Here is a 20,068-nt window from a genome sequence, read left to right on the forward strand (position 1 = left end):
CCAGGCACCTAATACGAAGAACCCCAGTACCGTTGGTACTGGGGTTTTTTCGTATTGGGCGGCGATGCCGCCCCTTACTACACAGGCCCATGTGACAAACCGATGCACCGCAGGTGCAGGTTTGGACGTCGGCTACGCCGACGCCCGTAGGGTCAGAAGCAGCGCTTCTGATCACTGTAGGTCATCCTCTAAGCTACTTCCGAACGCTGGCAGAATAAGCCCCGGAAAGCAGGCAGGCACCTAAAGTAGGTCATCGCTGTTCGCCCCTTCAGCAAGCTCAGCTCCTCACCATCGACCTACAGCAGCCAACGCTCCGAGGCTTAGAAGCAACACTTCTGATCATCCACCGAGGTATTTCCGACCGTCGGTAGATAACCCCTGGAAACGGGGCACGCGCAGCTCGCGAAACCCGCCGATCTGATCGGCAGGGCTGCAGCACATCCCAAGCACCGACCTCCCGAGCATAATCCCCGGGTAATCGGGGCGAGGGCGCCCCTCCTACGAAAATGATCTTGCCGCCGCTTCAGTTTAGGAGGCACGCCAAGAAGCCTGCACGGTGGTTAATTCAAAGCTCAGCGAATGATCGCTAGGTTCTAAAATCAGGCGATACAGAGCCTCGGTGAGTCATCCAGAAGATTCAGAAGCAGCCTAGGGTAGCGCTATACCCATAAGAGCCTGCTAACTCCTTACAGGCTCCAAATTAGACAATCCCATAGAACGCTCATATCAGCCGCTGTTGCGTATAAACGGAGTGCTCAATACCCAGAGCCCAGCTAATCAAACACCAGTGCTAAAATAGGAAAAACTCCTATACCAATAGGGGCGGCTATGAACGAATATACTCACATGAGTAACGCAAGGAAGCGTGTTTAATCGGCGGGAAGCTGAACTCGACCCCTCGCAAGGATAGCGGTGGGTGCGGCAAGGATGCTGCAAAGAAGGGCTTGTTACATGGATGTGTACGGGCCCTTTCTCATTTCTGGGGGTAGGAAACATCCAGATTAAGGGCACAAAAAAGGCCCGCATTTTGTAGATGCGAGCCTCTTAAATTTTGGTGCCCGGAGGCGGAATCGAACCACCGACACGGGGATTTTCAATCCCCTGCTCTACCGACTGAGCTATCCGGGCAATCGTTTTCTATTCAACCACTTAGCCGATTGCCGGTCAAGTGCGAATCAGCTTTTAATGCCAAACTCTTCGCGGTATTTACGGATTGCGCTCAGCTCTTCGGTCATATTGCCTTTTTCTTCCAGGAACTCGATAAGATCGTCGAGAGAAACGATGCTGACCACTGGCATCTTGTAGTCGCGCTCCACTTCCTGAATAGCCGATAGTTCACCTTGACCCTTCTCCATGCGATTGAGTGCGATAGCTACACCAGCAGGTGTCGCCTGAGCCTGCTCAATGATGCTCATCACCTCGCGGATAGCGGTGCCTGCGGTAATTACATCGTCGATGATCATTACGCGGCCCTCGAGCGGGGCGCCAACCAGAGTGCCACCTTCGCCGTGGTCCTTGGCTTCCTTGCGGTTAAACACGTAAGGCACGTCGCGCTCATAGCCGGTAGCCATAGCAACGGTGGTGGCAGCTGCCAGCGGGATCCCTTTGTAGGCGGGGCCCAGCATGACATCAAATTCGATACCTGAATCGACGATCGCAGCCGCATAGAACTGACCGAGCTTGGCAAGGGCGCCACCGGTATTGAATAGCCCGGCATTAAAGAAGTAGGGGCTTTTACGACCTGACTTCAGCGTAAACTCACCAAATTTAAGCACTCCCTGTTCAATGGCAAATTCGATAAAGTCGCGCTGGTAGTCCTGCATAGTTTTCTCCACTGGATCGTCTGACGGATTAGGGATGCTAATCATACCCTGAATCGCTGTTGAGGGCCGCACAGTGCTGCTTATAGATACTGTCTTTTCTCACTCTGAGGCCGGTAAACATTTTAATTTTCCGCGCCTTACCGATACAATTGACGTTTCGATTTTTCGAATTCTCGCTGGGGTGAGGCACAACTGACTATGCGCGTGATCACTTTCAATACTCAGGGTATTGAACAGGCTGCCGACAAGGGCTTTTTCGACTGGATGGTAGAGCAGGATGCCGATGTGGTTTGTCTGCAGAACCTGAAGGCGCGCGAGTATCAGCTTGATGGAGACCGCTACCACCCAGAAGGCTATCATTCGTACTTTTTCGATGCGTTCGAAGATGGTTTCAGCGGCGTGGCGATCTACACCCGTCACCTGCCGAAAGCGATCATGACCGGGCTCGGATTTGAGCAGTGCGACACTCAGGGACGCTTCATCCAGGCGGACTTCGACAAGGTCAGCGTCTCTTCTCTGACGATTCCCTCGGGGCTGAAAAGCGAAGAAGCTCAGGCCAACAAAATGGAGTACCTTGAGCACTTCAAAAATCACCTGAAGAAGACCCTGCGCAAGCGTCGCGACTTTATCTTCACCGGCACCTTCAATATTGCTCACAAACCGATGGACCTGAGTAACTGGTACGTTAACCAAAAGGTTTCGGGCTTTCTGGAAGAAGAGCGCGCATGGATGGACGAAGTCTATGACGAAATGGGCTTTGTCGACGCCTTCCGGGAAGTGAACAAGGCTGAGCGTCAATACACCTGGTGGCCCGACTATAATCGTGCCTGGACCCTGAATGAAGGCGCGCGTACCGACTATCAGGTTACCACTGCGAATCTGCGCAAGAGTATCAAGGCGGCGCGGATCGATCGTGACCACCGATTCTCTGAGCACTGCCCGCTGATCATCGATTACGCTGTTGATATCTAAGCGTTAACAGAAATAAAAAAGGAGCCAACTGGCTCCTTTTTTAATGCCTCAGGTAACGTTTATTCCTGCAGCGCCGCGCTCTGGATTTTGACCAGCTCACCGATCCCTTTGGACGCCAGGGACAGCATGGCGTTAAGTTCGTCCTGGGTGTACGGTTCGCCTTCGGCGGTGCCCTGAACTTCAACAAAACCGCCGCTGGCTGTCATGATCACGTTCATGTCAGTGTGAGCTTTGGAGTCTTCGGCATAATCCAGGTCCAGTACCGGGTGGCCTTCATAGATGCCGACGGAAACTGCCGCGAGTTGATGCTTGATCGGATCGCCCTTCATCGCGCCGTTCTTATCTTTCTTCAGCACATTGATGGCATCTTGAAGGGCGACAAACGCACCGGTGATCGAAGCGGTACGGGTGCCGCCGTCAGCCTGAAGTACGTCACAATCGATAGTGATGGTGTTTTCGCCCAGCTTTTTCAGATCCATGGCGGCGCGCAGTGAGCGACCGATCAGGCGCTGAATCTCAACGGTACGGCCACCCTGCTTACCGCGGGCAGCTTCACGATCCGAACGGGTATTAGTGGAGCGGGGCAGCATGCCGTATTCGGCGGTAACCCAGCCGGAGCCTGAGCCGCGGAGGAAGCGGGGAACGCCACGGTCGACGCTGGCGGTACAGAGCACCTTGGTATCGCCGAATTCAACCAGCACTGAGCCTTCCGCGTGTTTGGTAAAGTTGCGTGTAATACGCACTTCGCGCATCTGGTCAGGTTCACGACCACTGGGACGGAGTTTTTTCAGGCCCAGGTTCTGCAGCTGTTCGGAAAGCGTAGACATGTATATACCCTGTTTGGTGTGTCCCCCGGTCGATAGAGGCTTGATGCCGGGGCTGTTAATATGGCTCAAAGACGAATGCCTAATTTTAATCGAGATCGACCGAATATGACACGTAGCATGACCGCCTTCGCCCGTCAGGAAGCGCACCGCGCATGGGGCACGCTCACCTGGGAGATCCGTTCCGTTAACCATCGCTATCTTGAGCCGCATCTGAGGTTGCCGGAAACGCTAAGGGACCTGGAGGGAAAAGTCCGGGAAAAACTGCGCAATGGCCTCAGCCGTGGCAAGGTGGAGTGCACTCTGCGCTTTATCCCCGAAGCCGCCGCGCAGACCTTCAGTGTCGATGAATCACGCGCCTGCGACCTGATCGCGGCTGCGGCACAGGTGCGCGGTTTGATGCCCGATTCAGCCCCCCTGGATACCTTCCAGGTACTGGGCTGGCCCGGTGTTTTACGGGAAACCGAAGTCGATATGGCAGAGGTTAAAAAGGATGCATTGACGCTGTTTGATGCGGCGTTGCAGGATCTGGCGTCTGGACGTGAAAGAGAGGGCCAGGAGCTCAATCAGCTGGTTAACCAGCGTCTGGACAGTATCTCCGAGATCGTCGCCGAAGTACGTTCACTGATGCCGAAGATCCTTGAAGCTCAGCGGGAATCGATCCGCGCCAAGATTGCTGATGTTAGCGTTGAAATCGATCCGTCCCGGCTGGAGCAGGAGATCGTAATGATCGCCCAGCGTGCCGATGTGGATGAAGAGATGGATCGCCTCGATACTCATGTCCAGGAGGTGCGCCGCGTCTTGGGACAGAAAGGTCCGATCGGTCGACGTCTGGACTTTCTGATGCAGGAGCTCAACCGCGAGGCCAACACCCTGTCGTCGAAATCGATCGTCGCAGCGACCACGCAGAGGGCCGTCGAGCTCAAGGTGCTGATCGAGCAGATGCGCGAGCAGATCCAGAACATCGAGTAACGACCTGCAACCCTTATGCACTTACTCCTCATAGAAGACGACGAGCTCCTGGCAGACAGTATCGGCGCGTCTCTGCGTCAGCAGGGGCATGTGGTTGACCACTTTGCCCGCTGTAGCGACGCCGTTCATACCCTGTCGCTGGTGAATTACGACCTGGTGTTGCTCGACCTAGGTTTGCCTGATGGCGATGGCAGTCAGGTTGTGAAGCTGATGCGGCAACGCCAGGACGCCACTCCGGTATTGATGCTGACGGCCAGAGACAGCCTCGATGACCGGGTGCGCGGGTTGGATATTGGGGCCGATGACTATCTCACCAAACCGTTTTCGCTGATCGAACTGGAAGCGCGAGTCAGGGCGCTGCTACGACGCAGCCAGCAGCGTTTGCACCCGGTTCTGACTCTTGGCCGGTTGAGTCTTGATGTGGATTCAGCCATGGCCTTTGTCGGCGGGGATCATCTGGAACTCCCGCGCCGAGAGCTGAATCTGCTGGAAGGCTTACTGCTTAATGCCGGCAAGATTGTTCAGCGAGAGGCGCTGGAGCAACGGCTGTTTGGCTTTGAGGCAGTAGGTGCCAATGCGCTCGATGTGTACGTCAGCCGGCTTCGCAAGCGGCTGCAGGATAGTGGCGTCGAGATCCGTACGGTACGAGGGCTGGGTTACAGGCTGGAAGAGGCTGGCAGCTAGGTGGCGCAGTCACTCAAGCGCAGCCTGGCGCTCTGGTGGTGCGTCATCATGTTTTGTCTGGGAGGCTTGTTGCTCATAGAGGCCTGGGCCAGCGCCAAGCGCTCGGCGGACCAGGCACTGGATGGCCAGCTGGAGGCGGCCAGCCTGGACATTGCCGAAGCGATTCAGTGGCCGGACGGCTCGCCGATGCTGGAGATGCCCGCTTCCGCCTTACAGATTCTTGCCACCCGTTGGCAGGAGCGGGTGTTCTATCAGTTGATCGGCTCCCAGGGTGAGCTGATTACCTCCAATACGCAGCTACCTATCAGCACCCGTCTGCATCAGCAGATCAGACTGGCACCCGTGTTCGCTAATGTGGAGTTCCAGGGCAGCAGCCTGCGGTTGCACGGCCGCCAGGTTACTTCTGCCGGCTGGGAGACCCAGGAGCCGGTCGAGGTTTGGGTTGCACATACCACAGAGGGGCGTGAGGCGTTGGCGCAAACGCTGGTCGGCGGAACGCTGACCCGACTGGCGATGACGATGCTGATCACCGGCCTTATTCTGGTGTTTGTCATGCGCGCCTGGTTGATGCCGATCAGACGTCTGCGGCAGGTGCTGCGAGGGCGCAAGCTCGATGACTATTCTGCATTACGAGTAGATGTACCAGCCGAGCTGCGCGAGCTGACCGATACTCTGGATCACCTGCTTGAGCGTCAGGATCAACATCGCGAAGCCCTGTTACGTTTTATCGCTGATGCTTCCCATCAGCTTCGGACGCCGCTGGCTGGGCTGCAGAATAGCAGTGAACTGGCGCTTGGCAGCACAGATCCAGAGCGATGGCGCCAGGCTCTGGAAACCATCTATCAGGCCTCTGGGCGCACCAGCCGGCTGGCGGCGCAGCTGCTCAATCTTGCCCGGCTCAGGCACCAGGTTTCCCAGGCCGATCTGCAAAATATCAACTTATCCGCACTGGTACGGGATAGCCTGATGGAGTGGGCGGATCGTCAGCAGGCCCGGGGGCATGACCTGGGCGCGGAGTTGCCTGAAGAGGATATCTGGCTCCAGGGTGAAGCCTGGTCGCTGCATGAGCTGATCGGCAACCTGATTGATAACGCATTGCGTTACACCCCTGAGAATACGGTCATTACGGCGGGAATCAGTCGTGATGCTGAGGGTGTAAGCCTTTGGGTCGAGGATAACGGCCCCTGCAGTGAAACCGATCCGCAACGCTGGATCGCGCCGTTTGAGCGGGCCGGTCTGCAGGGGACCGAGGGTTCCGGACTGGGGTTGGCTATTGTCGCATCCATTGCCGAGCGTCACGGTGCTGAGCTTAAACTGAGTACCCGTGTTCCTCAGGGGCTCAGGGTGTGTGTGCAATTTCCCCAGGGAGGCGCTGATGATCAGGCGTAAAACGCTGGCAGGACAAAAAGCCGGTTCTGGTTCAGGCCTGTCTGGCTGTGTCCGGCGGGCATTACTGCCTCTGCTGTTGGCTGGGTTGGGTAGTGCTGCTCACGCCGAGACGCTCATTATTGAGGGGGCGCTGGATCGTGATGTATTTGAGCCGGTACTGGCCCTTTTTCAGCAAAATAATCCGGATATAACGCTCGACTATCGGGATCGTTCGACCCTGATGGTGGATACCTTTGCCCGAACAGCGAAGCCAGCACCGGACGTGGTGATCAGCTCGGCGATGCCCTGGCAGCTGGCCCTGAGCAATGAGGGCTTTTCCCAGCGCGTCGATACCGAAGAAAGCCGGCAGTGGCCGGCCTGGGCCAAGTGGAGGGAGGAGCTGTTCGGGTTCACCTTTGAGCCCATCGTTATGGCTTATCGCCTGGACCTTGCCGCCGCTATGCAGCCACCTTCAACTCATCAGGATTTGTTGGACCTGCTGCTGAATCATCGTGAAGAGCTTCAGGACAGGGTGGTGACCTACTCGCCGCTTAACAGTGGCATCGGCGATATGCTGTCTCAGCAGGATGCCCGCTATACACCGAAAATGTGGGATCTGGTGGAAGCGATGGGACAGGTGGATGCTTATGAGGCAGGGAGTTCCAGGGAGATGCTGGAGGGGTTGAGCTCAGGGAAATACTGGCTGGCCTACAACATACTCGGGTCCTACGCCATGGTCTGGGCGCTGCACCACCCCGAAGTCGTCGTCCAGGTGCCAAATGACTATTCTCTGGTGATGATGCGAACGGCCTTTGTGCATCGAGAGGCACAGCATCCCGAGGCAGCATTTCGTTTTGTGGATTTTCTGTTGAGCCGCCAGGGCCAGACTGTGATGGCGGGGGAGACGCCGCTGTTCAGCGTGCGGCCCGATGTCGTCGGCCCATACACCGCTCAGCGCCTACGCGACGAAGTCGGCGATCACCTTTATCCGATTCCGCTGAACGCCGCGTTGTTGGCCTTGGTCGATCCGCTGCGGCGGGCGGCATTCCTTAAGCGTTGGCAGGAAGCGATGGCGCGAGAGGAATAAAGGCGAGTGGAAATAAAAACGGCCGGGAAGATCCCGACCGTTTGAGGTGCCTGGGTGGCGACTGCCGGCTTATTGGGCCGCGGCAGACTTGGACTTGAGGCGGCCGAGGAGCCAGGGGGCTACCATCACGATGATGGCGGCGATCCACAGTCCGATAGAGAGGGCGGATTCCCACAGGATGCCGGTTTCCCCACCGCTGATTGCCAACGCACGGCGCAGGTTCTGTTCCATCAGTCCGCCGAGGACGAAGCCAAGAACGATCGGCGCCAGTGAAAAGCCGAACTTGCGCAGCAGGTAGCCGAAGATACCGATGCCCAGCATTAGGTAAATGGCGTGCAGGTCAGAGTGCAACTGGAACACGCCGACAAAAGCGAGCATCGCGATGCAGGGCACCAGCACCCACTTGGGTACGGTGAGCACGCGAGCGAAGACGCCGGCCAGCGGCAGGTTCAGTGCCAGCAGCACCAGGTTACCGAGGTACAGTGAAGCGATCAGGCCGCCGACAATCACCGGCTGCTCGCTGAACATCATCGGTCCAGGCTGGATGTTATAAAGCATCAGCGCGCCCAGCAGGATCGCTGTGGTACCGGAACCCGGAATACCCAGGGTCAGCATCGGGACGAACGAGCCGGCAGCAGCAGCGTTGTTAGCCGCTTCAGGGGCTGCGAGACCGCGCATATCACCGGTGCCGAAGGTGTCTTCTTTATCGACCACGCGTTTCTCGGTGGTATAGGCAACGGCACTGGCCACGGAAGCGCCGGTACCCGGCAACACACCGATGACGAAGCCGATTACGCCGGAGCGCAGCATGCTCCATTTGCAGCTCAGCACCTCTTTCATGCTTACCATGACGCGGCCGATAGGCGCCATTTGTTTGTCTGAAGACTTATCAAAACTGTGCTCCAGCATCAGCAGAATCTCGCTGATGGCGAACATACCGATAATCAGCACGACAAAGTCGATGCCGTCATAGAGTTCTGGCATATCGAAGGTAAAGCGCAGTACGCCGGTACCGGAGTCCACGCCGACGGTGGCGATAATAATACCGAGCACCGCGCCGATCAGGGTTTTCAGCGGGTCTTTGCCCATCATCGCGGACATGGAGGCAAAGGCGAAAATCATCAGCGCGAAGAATTCGGCCGGTCCGAATTTCACGGCGACCATGGCCAGAAGCGGGGCAAACAGGGTCAGGCCGATAATGGCCAGGGTTGAGCCCACAAAGGAAGCGATGGCCGACATACCCAGCGCGGGCCCCGCCAGGCCTTTCTGTGCCAGCGGATAGCCGTCGAGGGTGGTCATAACCGCACCGGCGTCGCCGGGTACGTTCAGTAGAATACTGGACATGCGGCCGCCGTATTCGGAGCCACAGTAGATGCCTGCCAGCAGAATCAGCGCGGATTCAGGGGGCAAGCCGAGCGTATAAGCCAGCGGCATCAAAATGGCGATGCCGTTGATCGGGCCAATGCCGGGAAGGGCGCCAAACAGGGTGCCCAGCAGCGCACCACCCATTACCAGGGCGATGTTTAGCGGGGAGACGGCGACGGCAAAGCCTTGGAAGAGAAAATCCCACATAGAGTGTTACTCCAAAATCAGGCCGCAGAGGTCAGCCAGGCACCCCAGGGCAGGGTAATGCCCAGAGCGTAGGTGAATAGCAGGTAGGAGCCGATCGACAGCAAAATGCCGGAGATCACCGCTTTAACCGGACCTGAGTTGAACAGCCAGGCAAGCACTGCGGCAGTAATTGCCGTGGTGATAAGGTAACCCGCCAGTGTGAAGAACCAGGCGTAAAGACCCAGCAGTACCAGAACACCGATCAGGCGCAGCAGCAGCGGCCCACGGGGCCAGCTACCGCCCGGACCAGGGCGGAAAAACAGGATCACGGAAAGAAGTCCGAGAATACCTGACAGCAGCATCGGGAAGGCCTTGGGGCCCACCGGATCATAACTGAAGGGAACATCCAGCTGATTGGCCTGGACAGCGATAAACGCTGCCAGACCGAGCAGCAGAACACTCAGCACTCGGTCGGCAGCACCACTCATTTAACCAGTCCTACTTCCTTGGCCAGACCGCGGAATTCCTCAACCTGGCTTTTTACATAGCTATCAAAGTCGCTACCGAACTTGCTCATCGGGAACAGTCCGCGCGCTTCACGCATTTCGGCAAATTTCTCTTGCTCGTCCAGCTTCTGCAGGCGCTCAACCCAGGCGTTGTACTCAGCATCGCTAACTTCCGGGCCCATGTAGTAACCGCGCCAGATCGGCCATTCAACATCATAGCCCTGCTCTTTAGCAGTCGGGATCTCTGCATAGACGCCATCCATACGCTGGTCGGAGAGTGCCGCGAGAACACGGATGGTACCGCTGTCGAGCTGAGGCTTGAGTTCGGCCAGATCGCCGGTGAAGACCTGAATGTGGCCACCCAGCAGCGCTGCCAGAGACTCACCACCGCCTTCGAAAGAAACATAACGCAGGGAGCGCGGATCAACACCGCCTGATTTAGCCATCAGTGCGGCTTTCATCCAGTCCTGGCTGCCCACTGTACCACCGGCACCGATAACCACGCTGCTCGGGTTGCTCTGCAGGTCGGCCATCAGCTCTTCAAGGTTCTGCCAGGGAGCGTCTGCCGCAACGACGACGGCACCGTAATCAACGCCCAGTGCACCAACCCAGCGAACGTTGCTGGCGTCGTACTGGCGACCGAACTTGCCAAGCGCCAGGTTCAGGGCTGCACCGGTGCTGGCTGCGACGATCAGATCAGGATCGTTCTTACGCACGCCGTTCACATGGTTGAAGGCTACAGCGCCGATACCGCCGGGCATGTAGTTAACCAGCATCGGGCTTTCCAGCAGTTTGGCTTGTTCCAGACCATTGGAGGCGAGACGACAGGTCAGATCATAGCCGCCGCCAGGCTTGGCCGGGGCCAGACATTCGGGCTTGCCACCCTGGGCGTAACTGACAGAAGCGGCACCGGCCAGGGCAACAGCCAGCAGCGGGCGACGCAGGGATGCGAAAGAGAAAGTAGACATGCGCATTTCCTTATTTTTGATTCTTCTGATCTTTAGAAAAGCATTGGGGTCGGATTAACCGATTCTGCGAGTCTAGGGAGACAACCTTTCATCAACCTGTCATCTGGTTCATCTATGTGATGAATTTATCTCATCTAAGCTGCCGTATTGCGTTACAGGCTGAGTGTTACGGGCGCTAGAAGGGGGCAGCCAGGTAGTCTGCGAAGATACAAGAAGGTGGGGAGAGAACGGTGATGCGAGGGGAGGGGCCGCTCCCCAGCCTGAGGCTGAGGGCGGCCATGCTCGGGTGAGCGTTATTGAGCCGCTGCGTCTGCGGTCGGTGTTGCGGCAGTTTCGGTGTTTTCCTTCCAGCCGCCGCCCAGGGCGCGGTACAGGTCAACACGGGACTGCAGCAGTGACAGACGGGCGGTGATGCTTGCCTGCTGGCTGGAGACCAGGTTCCGCTGTGCATCCAGGCGGGTCAGCATGCTGTCTACGCCGTTGCGATAACGCTGCTCGGCAATTTCGAAGTAGCGCTGGTAGGCTTCTTCGGCACGCTGCTGGCTTTGCAGCTGCTGAGCGTAACCGTCACGCTCGGCAATGGCATCGGAGACCTCGGTGAAGGCGGTCTGGATACTCTGCTGGTACTGGGCCAGGGCGATATCGCGATCGATCTCGGAGGTATCCAGCTGGGCGCTCAGGCGTCCGGCGTTAAAGATCGGCAGGCTGATGCTCGGGGCGAACAGCCAGGTATCGCTGCCGTGATCGAACAGATTATCCAGGTCGCTGCTCATGGTGCCCGCATTGGCCGTCAGGCTGATGCTGGGGAAGAATGCCGCTTTGGCAGCGCCGATGTTGGCGTTGGCACCACGGAGCTGATATTCCGCCGCCAGGATATCCGGGCGCCGGTTGATCAACTCGGAGGTCAGACCCGCCTGGACTTCACCGATGGCCACGGACTGCAGCGACTCGCTCGGGGTCCAGTTTTGCGGCAGCTGAGTACCGACCAGCAGGGTCAGGGCGTTGCGGTCCAGCTTGGTCAGGCGCTGGTACTGGGCCAGGCGAACTTCCGCATCCTCGTAGGAGGCGCGGGCCTGGGATAGCTCCAGTTCAGAAGCCACGCCCAGGTTGTAGCGCTTCTCGACCAGATCCAGGTTATCGGCCTCGATATCGCGCGTCTCCATGGCCAGCTTCAGCTGGTCGTTATCCGCCACCAGGTTCAGATAGGCGTTGGCGACGTTGGCGACCAGTGTCAGCTGAGTGCTGAGCTGAGTCTGCTGCTGGGCGAGAAACTCTTCCAGCGCCTGCTGTTTGAGGCTGCGCACGCGCCCGAACAGGTCCAGCTCGTAAGAGGTCAGACCCACGGTGGCGCTGTACTGGCTGGAGATGCTCGACTCACCGGCACCGGAGTAGGTGGTCGGGATACGCTGTCGTGTACCGCCGCCATCTGCAGAGATCGACGGGAACAGCTCAGAGCGCTGGATGCGGTACTGGGCCTGGTAACGTTCCACGTTGAGCAGGGCGATCTGCAGATCCTGGTTATTGTCCAGTGCCAGATCCACCACCTGCTGCATGGCGGGGTCGGCGAACAGGTCGCGCCAACCGGTATCGGCGGACGATACCTGGCCCGACTGGTCCGCACTCTGCCATTCGTTAATGCTCTGGGCTTCCGGGCGCAGATAGTCCGGGGCCAGGGAGCAGCCGCCCAGCAGGGCGGCGGCCAGTATCACGGGTAAGGGTTTGATCATCATCATTCTGCGGTTTGCTCCTCGGCATGGTTTGCCCGCTTGGCACCCGATAGCTTCATTACAAGAATGTAGAACAGCGGCACGAAGAATATGGCCAGGAAGGTGGCGGCCAACATACCCCCGATCACACCGGTACCGATGGCGTGACGGCTCTGCGCACCCGCGCCGGAGCTGATTGCCAGAGGGGTCACACCCAGCATGAATGCCAGTGAGGTCATCAGTATCGGGCGCAGACGCATACGGGCAGCTTCCAGTGTTGCCTTGGTCAGATCCATCCCCTGATCGTACATCGACTTGGCAAACTCGACGATCAATATGGCGTTTTTCGCCGATATACCGATGGTGGTCAGCAGGCCGACCTGGAAGTAGACGTCGTTATCCAGACCACGCAGGGTGGCGGCTACCAAGGCACCCAGTACACCCAGCGGGACGACCATCATGACCGCGAAAGGAACGCTCCAGCTTTCGTACAGCGCTGCCAGGCAGAGGAAGACGATCAGGATAGACAGGGCGTAGAGCGCGGGAGCCTGGTTACCGGCCTGACGCTCCTGGTAAGACATGCCTGTCCATTCGATACCCAGACCCTGTGGCAGGTTCGGCAGCATCTCCTCCATCGCCTGCATGGCGTCACCGGTACTGTAACCGGGAGCAGCCTGGCCCTGGATATTCATGGACGGCACACCGTTATAACGCTCCAGGCGAGACGGTGCGTAATCCCAGGACGAGGAGGCGAAAGCCGAGAACGGCACCATCTCGCCCTGATCGTTACGCACGTACCAGTCGTTCAGATCGTCTGGCAGCATGCGGTAAGGCGCATCAGCCTGGACGTAGACCTTTTTGATACGGCCACGGTCGACGAAGTCGTTGACGTAGTTGGAGGCCCAGGCGGTACTCAGGGTGCTGTTAACATCGGCGATGCTAAGACCCAGTGCTTCCACCTTCTGGTAGTCGATGTCGATATGGAAGGTGGGTACATCTTCCATGCCGTTCGGACGTACCGCGGTCAGACGCGGATCCTCGGCAGCCATGCCAAGCATCTGGTTACGTGCCTGAAGCAATGCATCGTGTCCCAGGTTGTTGCGGTCTACCAGCATCATGTCGAAACCGGATGCGGTACCCAGCTCGGGAATGGGCGGCAGGTTGATCGGGAAGATCTGCGCGTCCTTGATCTGGCTGAAGGCGCCGAAGGCGCGACCGATGATCGCCTGAGCCGACTGGCTTGGGTCGGGACGCTCATCCCAGGGTTTCAGGTTGATGAAGGCCAGACCCATGTTCTGACCCTGACCGGCGAAGCTGAAGCCGGAGACGGTGAAATACTCCTGCGCATTTTCTTCCGTTTCCAGGTATGCCTCGATCTGTTTCATCACCTCGATGGTACGTTCCTGGGTAGCGCCGGAGGGCAGCTGTACAAGCGTCAGGAACAGACCCTGGTCCTCTTCCGGCAGGAAGGAGCTGGGCAGCTTGTTGTACAGGTAACCCAGACCCACCAGCATGGCGACGAAAACCATAACCATGCGCTTGGGCGCATTGATCGTTTTACGTACACCCTGGCCGTATTTATCGTTGGAGCGGTTGAAGAAGCGGTTAAACAGACCGAAGAAGCCTTTCTCACCATGCCCCTCTTTGGGCGGCTTGAGAATAGTCGCACAGAGGGCTGGTGTCAGGATCAACGCGGTCAGTACCGACAGCGCCATGGCGGATACGATGGTGAGCGAGAACTGGCGATAGATCGCACCGGTAGAACCGCTGAAGAACGCCATCGGAATGAATACCGCCGACAGTACCAGGGCGATACCGATCAGGGCGCTGGTAATCTGATCCATCGATCGGCGTGTCGCTTCTTTTGGAGGAAGACCTTCCTCCTCCATGACGCGCTCGACGTTTTCCACCACAACGATGGCATCGTCCACCAACAGACCGATTGCGAGCACCAGGCCGAACATGGTCAGGGTGTTGATGCTGTAACCGAAGGCAGACATGACGCCGAAGGTGCCCAGCAGTACGACAGGTACGGCGATGGTCGGGATCAGTGTGGCCCGGAAGTTACCCAGGAACAGGTACATGACCAGGAAGACCAGCAGGATCGCCTCGAACAGGGTGTGGACCACCTCTTCGATGGAGATCTCTACGAACGGGGTAGTGTCGTACGGGTAGATAACCTCGATGCCGTCAGGCACGAAGGCTTGCAGCTCATCAACGGTGGCGCGTACCGCTTCTGCGGTATCCAAGGCGTTGGCGCCGGTGGCCAGCTGAATCGCGATACCGGTGGCCGGAAGGCCCTTGTAACGACTGTCAACGGCGTAGCTTTCAGCGCCCAGTTCAACACGGGCCACGTCGCCGAGTTTTACCTGAGAGCCGTCCTGTTCCACCTTCAGCAGAATATCCTTGAACTGGTTCACATCTTCAAGGCGAGTCTGCGCGATGATCGGCGCGTTGAGCTGTTGGTTCTCAACTGCCGGCAAACCGCCGAGCTGGCCGGCAGTAATCTGAGCGTTCTGTGCGCGGATAGCGGTGGTGACATCTGGCGGGGTTAGGCCGTAAGAGGTCAGCTTGTCAGGGTTCAGCCATATACGCATGGCGTACTGGGCACCGAAAACGCGGATATCGCCGACGCCAGCGGTCCTTGATAGAGGATCCTTCAGGGTGCTTTCGGCAAAGTCTGACAGGTCCGCCTTGGTGTAGGAACCGTCCGGCGAGTAGAGGCCAACGACCATCAGGAACGAGGTGCTGGACTTGGTGACGGAGATACCCTGGGCCTGCACGGCTTCAGGTAGAAGGCTTTCCGCCAGGGACAGTTTGTTCTGCGTCTGTACCTGGGCAATATCAGGGTCGGTACCCGGTGCAAAGGTCAGCGCGATGGTCGCGCTGCCGGAGTTGCTGCTGTTCGAGGACATGTACAGCAGGTTATCCAGCCCGGTCATGTTTTGTTCAATGACCTGGGTAACGCTTTCTTCAAGGGTTTCGGCGGAGGCACCCGGGTAGCTTGCAGAGATAGAGACTTCCGGCGGTGCTATCGTCGGGTATTGCTGAACCGGCAGCTCGACGATCGCCAGGGCGCCCGCCAACATCACAACGATGGCGATAACCCAGGCGAAGATCGGTCGGTTAATAAAAAATCTGGCCATGAATCAACGCTCCTTACTGACCGTCGCCATTTTGAGCAGAGGCACGCTCCTGCGGAGAAACGGTATCGCCTGGCTGAACTTTCTGTAGCCCGGCAACAATGATGCTTTCACCCGCTTCCAGTCCGGACTTGATCAGCCAGTTGGAACCGATAGCGGCCTCAACTTCGATGGGGCGAGACTCGACGACGTTCTCAGAGTTGACGACCATGGCGATGACGGAACCGTTAGGCTGGCGGATAACCCCTTCCTGCGGGGCCAGCAGCGCGTTGTCCAGATGGTTCAGTACAACGGTGGCGCGCACGAACATGCCAGGCAGCAGCAGGCCTTCGCCATTTTCAAACACGGCACGAACGTTGACGGTACCTGTGCCCTCATCGACGCTGCGTTCGGAAAACTTGAGCGTACCGACCTCTTCCAGTGCGGTACCGTCTTCCAGTGCCAGATGTACGCTACGGTCGTTACTGTCACGTTTCATCTTCAGCGCGGTGGCCGCTGGCTGGCGGATATCCACGTAGGCAGGGGAATACTGGCGCACGGTGGCCAGTGCCTGGCTCTGGCCCACGGAGACCAGCGCGCCTTCGGTGATGTTGGAGCGGCTGATGATGCCGGAGATCGGTGCGGTGATCTTGGTGTAGTCCAGGTTGATCTGGGCGCTCTTTACAGCGGCCTGGGCTGACTGGATCTGCGCCTGCGCCTGTTTCCAGGCTGCAGCGGCGTCATCGGCTTCCTGGCGGCTGACCGCTGAACTCTGTACCAGCTGACCATAACGCTCTGCCAGCAGCTTGCTGCTCTGAGCGTTGGCCTGAGCAACCGCCAGCTGGGCTTTCGCACTGGCCAGTTCCGCTTCATAGACGGCAGGGTCGATCTGGTAAAGCAGGTCGCCCGCTTCTACTTCACTACCTTCTTCAAAGGTGCGCTTGAGGATAATGCCTTCCACCTGAGGGCGGATTTCGGCGGTACGGAAGGCGGAAACCCTGGCCGCATAGGTGTCTTTGATATCTACCGGCTGTTCGTTCAGGGTGACCACGTCAACCTGAGCGGGAGGCTGTTCGGCTCCTGCCTGTTGTTCGCTGGAATCCTGGCACCCGGCGAGGGCGATCAGCAGGCTGCTGACAACAACCAGAGGCCAGCGACGAGATGAATTGAAAGTTCTTTCCATGATGTCCTCGTAAGAAAAAGCCGGTAGTTCGTGATCTGAAGATGGGGATCAGCAGAATATACTGACATGGATCACTAAAGATTTGGATTTTACATACATCCACGTTTGTATGTAAACTGTTGGCACAGTAAAAAAACGTAAAGTGATCAAAAAGTGCGAAGAACAAAAGAAGAGGCGGAAGCCACGCGCCTGCACATCCTGCTCAAGGCCCTCGAGCTTTTCTCCGATCAGGGGATTTCAAACACCAGTCTCACCGAGGTAGCGAAAGCCGCGGGCGTGACACGGGGAGCCATTTACTGGCATTTCAAGAATAAGTGGGACCTGTTTAATGCCATCTGGGAGCGCTATTCCGCGCCGGTCAATGTGCTGGGCATGGCGACCGAATCCGAGGATGAAAGCGACCCCCTGGGTAAACTGGTCGATCTGTTGAAGCTGGTGCTTACCAGTGTCGAGCGTGATGAAGAGTTCCGCCGCATGATCATCATCTGTATTCAGGAAACTACGATGAAAACGCAGCGGGAGATTCCCGAACCGATGGCGGCCTTCCAGGAAACCTTGCATCAACGCCGGGTACGTTCGCTGCAAAATGCCAAGGCCAAGGGACAGCTGCCCGCAGACCTGGATGTGGATGCTGGGTCGTTAATGATGAAAGTGATGCTCGAAGGGATGGTCATGAGCTGGCTCCAGCGTCCTGATTGCTTTTCGTTGAGCGAGCGGGCTGACCAGCTGGTTTACTCGATTATCGCGGTGCTCAAGCACGGCCTCAGGTCAAACCCCTGAGCTGAAGGCTAAACGGCTGCGGCTTTATGAACATAGAGCCGCCCGGCCGACTTTTCTGAAAAGAGATTCCCTGCCAGCATGCAAGACAAGCCCGTGTGCTTGGGTATACTAGAGCCTTCCTCCAATTCCTATCGCCAGTGATACTAAGGGGTGAATCAGTGGGCACGAGCAAGGAGATCGAGGGTGCGGAAAAACTGTCGGTCCTGATGGCACGACAGCCGATCTACACCAAAAGCCAGGATGTTGCAGCTTTCGAGCTGCTGTTCCGTGATCCGGATGGCAATTTCATCGAAGGCCTGAAAGACAAGGAAGCGACGCTGGGCGTGTTGCTGGGGACCTACTCGAGTATCAGCCAGGGTGGCCAGGTACAGAATCTTCCCTGCTTTCTGAAGGTGACCGACAGCTTCCTGCTTGATAACGATATGCCCGAGCTGCCCCGTCACAGCTTCGTCATCGAGATTCTTGGACATTCCAAGTTCACACCGGCCTTCATCGAGCGTATCAAAAGCCTGGCCAACGATGGTTACCGCCTTGCGTTGGCCGATTATGATCCGCGTGACCCCCGCTTTGGCGCGGTTCTCAACATCGTTCACGTTCTCAAACTGGATATTCAGAAACTGGGGCTGAAAAACGTTCAGACGCTGGCGCAGAAACTGAAACCCTTCCAGCTGGAACTGCTCGCCGACAAGGTCGAAACCCAGGAGGAGTTCCGTATCTGCCTGGAGATGGGCTTCGAGAAGTACATGGGTTACTTCCTCAGCAAGCCGGAGCCGGTGCGGGGCAAAAAGCTGTCCGGCAACAAGGTACTGCTGATTCAGCTGCTGACCGAGCTGCAGCGCCCCAGCGCCACGGCGGAGTCGGTGGAAGAGATCGCCTTGAACGATCCCGCGCTGACCTATCGTATCCTGCGCGTGGTTAACTCCGCGGCGTTCAACCTGCGCAAGGAGATTACCTCCCTGTCCCACGCCATCGCGCTGCTGGGGATGGAGCAGATCCGTCGTTGGGTGATGTTGTTTCTCGCCAACAACGATGAAGACAAGCCGGATGATCTGACCCGCAACATGCTGCAGCGTGGCCGTATGTGCGAGCTGCTGGCGGAGATGTCAGGGCGCGATGAACCGATTAACCACTTTATTGTGGGTCTGCTTTCCCAGCTTGATGTGATGCTCGATATCGACATGAAAGAGCTGATGGATCAGGTACCACTGCGCCAGGACATCAAGGATGCCCTGATCAGTCGCCAGGGCAGCTATGGCGAGATCCTGCAGGAAGTGGAACATTACGAGCGTGGCGACTTTGAGCATCTGCGTAACCTGATGGAACGCCAGTTCTATGAGGTTGCCTACCGCCACAGCGTTAGTTGGGGCACCCAGGTGATGCAGGCGATGCAGGAGTCCGCGTGAGTGGGTTGCTGCCTCCGGATCTTGCCCTCGCCGAAGCGCTGCTACTGATCGTTACCGCCGGTTTTACCTCTATGCTGACCGCCGCCATGGGCATTGGTGGCGGTCTTTTGTTGCTCGCAGTGATGGGGCAGATTGTACCGCTCAACGCACTGATTCCCGTGCACGGGCTGGTGCAGCTGGGCTCCAATGCCAACCGGGCACTGATGATGCGCAAGCATATCGACTGGCGCATGGCGGGCCTTTTTGCGGCAGGTGCCATACCCGGGGCGATTCTGGCGTCGATGGTGGTGATTCAGTTACCGCTGGTGACGATCCAGCTCTGTATCGGCCTGTTTATTCTCTGGCTGGTGTGGGGGCCAAAGCTCAGCAAACATGAGCTTTCCAGGGCGAGCTTTATGCTCATGGGTGCCCTGACCACGGTGCTCACCGTCTTTGTGGGTGCCACCGGACCGATGGTCGGTGCCTTTATCCACCGCAATAGCTTTGACCGCTTCCGTACCGTGGGCACCTTTGCCACCTGTCTTTCTGTGCAGCATATGCTCAAGGCGGCGGTGTTCAGTTTTATCGGTTTCAGTTTTATTGACTGGCTGGGACTGTCACTGCTGATGGTCGCCAGCGGCGCGCTGGGTACCTGGATCGGTCTCAACCTGCTGAAAAAGATTCCGCCCGAGCGTTTCAGCCTGATCTTCAAAACGCTGGTCACACTGCTGGCGCTGCGCCTGATCTGGCTGGCAGTATCGGAGCTGATATAGACGCAGGACCCTCCGTCGACAGTTGCGTCGAAAAATCCGGAAAATCCTCATGGAGGCTAGATGGAAGAGCCTTTACGCAAGCATCTGCAAAGCCGGCTGGAAGGCCGTGAAGCGGGTGAGTTTCATTTTCCCGAGATCTATGGCCCTAGCTGGGAGCAGCTGTGGATCGGTGATCGGGTAAAGCTGGGTCACGCCTTTCTCAACGCGGTACGCAAGGGGGAGTTTCCCGGCGTTAACGATACTGGCGTTAAACGCGGCGGTGGCCGCTGCTACCGCTGGTCTGGCCTGAATGAAGGGCTGAGAGAAGGACTGGATGATGCAGGTGAATAGAGCAGCAACAAAAAAGAGCGGCCGGAGCCGCTCTTTT

17 protein-coding genes and 1 tRNA gene are annotated in these 20,068 nt (G+C 57.7%); 9 read left to right on the top strand and 9 right to left on the bottom strand.

Going from position 1 to position 20,068, the window contains the following annotated elements:
• Positions 1-1,052: 1,052 nt before the first annotated feature.
• Positions 1,053-1,128: transfer RNA gene (locus CLV83_RS00005), tRNA-Phe, on the bottom strand.
• Between the two features lie 47 nt (positions 1,129-1,175).
• Positions 1,176-1,823, bottom strand: coding sequence for an orotate phosphoribosyltransferase (gene pyrE / locus CLV83_RS00010; protein WP_132285679.1), 648 nt, complete (start codon positions 1,821-1,823; stop codon positions 1,176-1,178).
• Positions 1,824-2,021: 198 nt separating this feature from the next.
• Between pyrE and CLV83_RS00015 the strand changes: the two genes are divergently transcribed.
• Positions 2,022-2,795 carry an exodeoxyribonuclease III gene (locus tag CLV83_RS00015; protein WP_132285682.1) on the top strand — a complete coding sequence of 258 codons (774 nt, stop codon included), beginning with the start codon at positions 2,022-2,024 and terminating at the stop codon, positions 2,793-2,795.
• 59 nt (positions 2,796-2,854) lie between these two features.
• On the opposite strand, the gene rph is transcribed toward CLV83_RS00015, so the two are convergent.
• Positions 2,855-3,622, bottom strand: coding sequence for a ribonuclease PH (rph, locus tag CLV83_RS00020; protein WP_132285685.1), 768 nt, complete (start codon positions 3,620-3,622; stop codon positions 2,855-2,857).
• A 105-nt stretch (positions 3,623-3,727) separates the two neighbouring features.
• Here rph and CLV83_RS00025 point away from each other — a divergent pair, with 105 nt between their 5' ends.
• Genes CLV83_RS00025 through CLV83_RS00040 form a run of 4 tightly spaced genes read left to right on the top strand, consistent with a single transcriptional unit; the run spans position 3,728 to position 7,730 of the window.
• Positions 3,728-4,591, top strand: coding sequence for a YicC/YloC family endoribonuclease (locus CLV83_RS00025; protein ID WP_132285688.1), 864 nt, complete (start codon positions 3,728-3,730; stop codon positions 4,589-4,591).
• Between the two features lie 15 nt (positions 4,592-4,606).
• Positions 4,607-5,275, top strand: coding sequence for a response regulator transcription factor (locus CLV83_RS00030; protein WP_132285691.1), 669 nt, complete (start codon positions 4,607-4,609; stop codon positions 5,273-5,275).
• Positions 5,276-6,664: a sensor histidine kinase gene (locus tag CLV83_RS00035; RefSeq protein ID WP_243642229.1), complete on the top strand. Its 1,389-nt coding sequence runs from the start codon at positions 5,276-5,278 to the stop codon at positions 6,662-6,664.
• Positions 6,651-7,730, top strand: coding sequence for an ABC transporter substrate-binding protein (locus CLV83_RS00040; protein WP_132285694.1), 1,080 nt, complete (start codon positions 6,651-6,653; stop codon positions 7,728-7,730). The genes CLV83_RS00035 and CLV83_RS00040 overlap by 14 nt, the downstream gene beginning before the upstream one ends.
• Before the next feature lie 69 nt (positions 7,731-7,799).
• On the opposite strand, the gene CLV83_RS00045 is transcribed toward CLV83_RS00040, so the two are convergent.
• From CLV83_RS00045 to CLV83_RS00070, 6 genes are all read right to left on the bottom strand, one after another.
• Positions 7,800-9,302: a tripartite tricarboxylate transporter permease gene (locus tag CLV83_RS00045; RefSeq protein WP_132285697.1), complete on the bottom strand. Its 1,503-nt coding sequence runs from the start codon at positions 9,300-9,302 to the stop codon at positions 7,800-7,802.
• 17 nt (positions 9,303-9,319) lie between these two features.
• A complete protein-coding gene (locus tag CLV83_RS00050) occupies positions 9,320-9,769 on the bottom strand; it encodes a tripartite tricarboxylate transporter TctB family protein (protein ID WP_132285700.1) in 450 nt (149 codons plus the stop codon).
• A complete protein-coding gene (locus CLV83_RS00055) occupies positions 9,766-10,755 on the bottom strand; it encodes a Bug family tripartite tricarboxylate transporter substrate binding protein (protein ID WP_243642230.1) in 990 nt (329 codons plus the stop codon). Before CLV83_RS00055 ends, CLV83_RS00050 begins: the two co-directional genes overlap by 4 nt.
• Before the next feature lie 293 nt (positions 10,756-11,048).
• Entirely contained in the window at positions 11,049-12,488 is a 1,440-nt protein-coding gene (locus tag CLV83_RS00060; RefSeq protein WP_279387511.1) for an efflux transporter outer membrane subunit, read from the bottom strand.
• A complete protein-coding gene (locus CLV83_RS00065; protein ID WP_132285706.1) occupies positions 12,485-15,607 on the bottom strand; it encodes an efflux RND transporter permease subunit in 3,123 nt (1,040 codons plus the stop codon). The genes CLV83_RS00060 and CLV83_RS00065 overlap by 4 nt, the downstream gene beginning before the upstream one ends.
• Before the next feature lie 13 nt (positions 15,608-15,620).
• Positions 15,621-16,766, bottom strand: coding sequence for an efflux RND transporter periplasmic adaptor subunit (locus CLV83_RS00070; RefSeq protein WP_132285709.1), 1,146 nt, complete (start codon positions 16,764-16,766; stop codon positions 15,621-15,623).
• 153 nt (positions 16,767-16,919) lie between these two features.
• Here CLV83_RS00070 and CLV83_RS00075 point away from each other — a divergent pair, with 153 nt between their 5' ends.
• The 4 genes from CLV83_RS00075 to CLV83_RS00090 all read left to right on the top strand — a co-directional run bounded on the left by CLV83_RS00075 (position 16,920) and on the right by CLV83_RS00090 (position 20,031).
• On the top strand, positions 16,920-17,546 hold the full coding sequence (locus tag CLV83_RS00075) for a TetR family transcriptional regulator (RefSeq protein ID WP_132285712.1): 627 nt from the start codon (positions 16,920-16,922) through the stop codon (positions 17,544-17,546).
• A gap of 158 nt (positions 17,547-17,704) precedes the next feature.
• On the top strand, positions 17,705-18,949 hold the full coding sequence (locus tag CLV83_RS00080; protein ID WP_243642231.1) for an EAL and HDOD domain-containing protein: 1,245 nt from the start codon (positions 17,705-17,707) through the stop codon (positions 18,947-18,949).
• Positions 18,946-19,701, top strand: a complete 756-nt coding sequence (locus CLV83_RS00085; protein WP_243642232.1) for a sulfite exporter TauE/SafE family protein — start codon at positions 18,946-18,948, stop codon at positions 19,699-19,701. Before CLV83_RS00080 ends, CLV83_RS00085 begins: the two co-directional genes overlap by 4 nt.
• A gap of 60 nt (positions 19,702-19,761) precedes the next feature.
• A complete protein-coding gene (locus tag CLV83_RS00090) occupies positions 19,762-20,031 on the top strand; it encodes a DUF1413 domain-containing protein (protein ID WP_132285715.1) in 270 nt (89 codons plus the stop codon).
• The last annotated feature ends 37 nt before the right edge of the window (positions 20,032-20,068 follow it).

This window comes from Marinobacterium mangrovicola, from assembly GCF_004339595.1.
Taxonomy (GTDB): domain Bacteria; phylum Pseudomonadota; class Gammaproteobacteria; order Pseudomonadales; family Balneatricaceae; genus Marinobacterium_D; species Marinobacterium_D mangrovicola.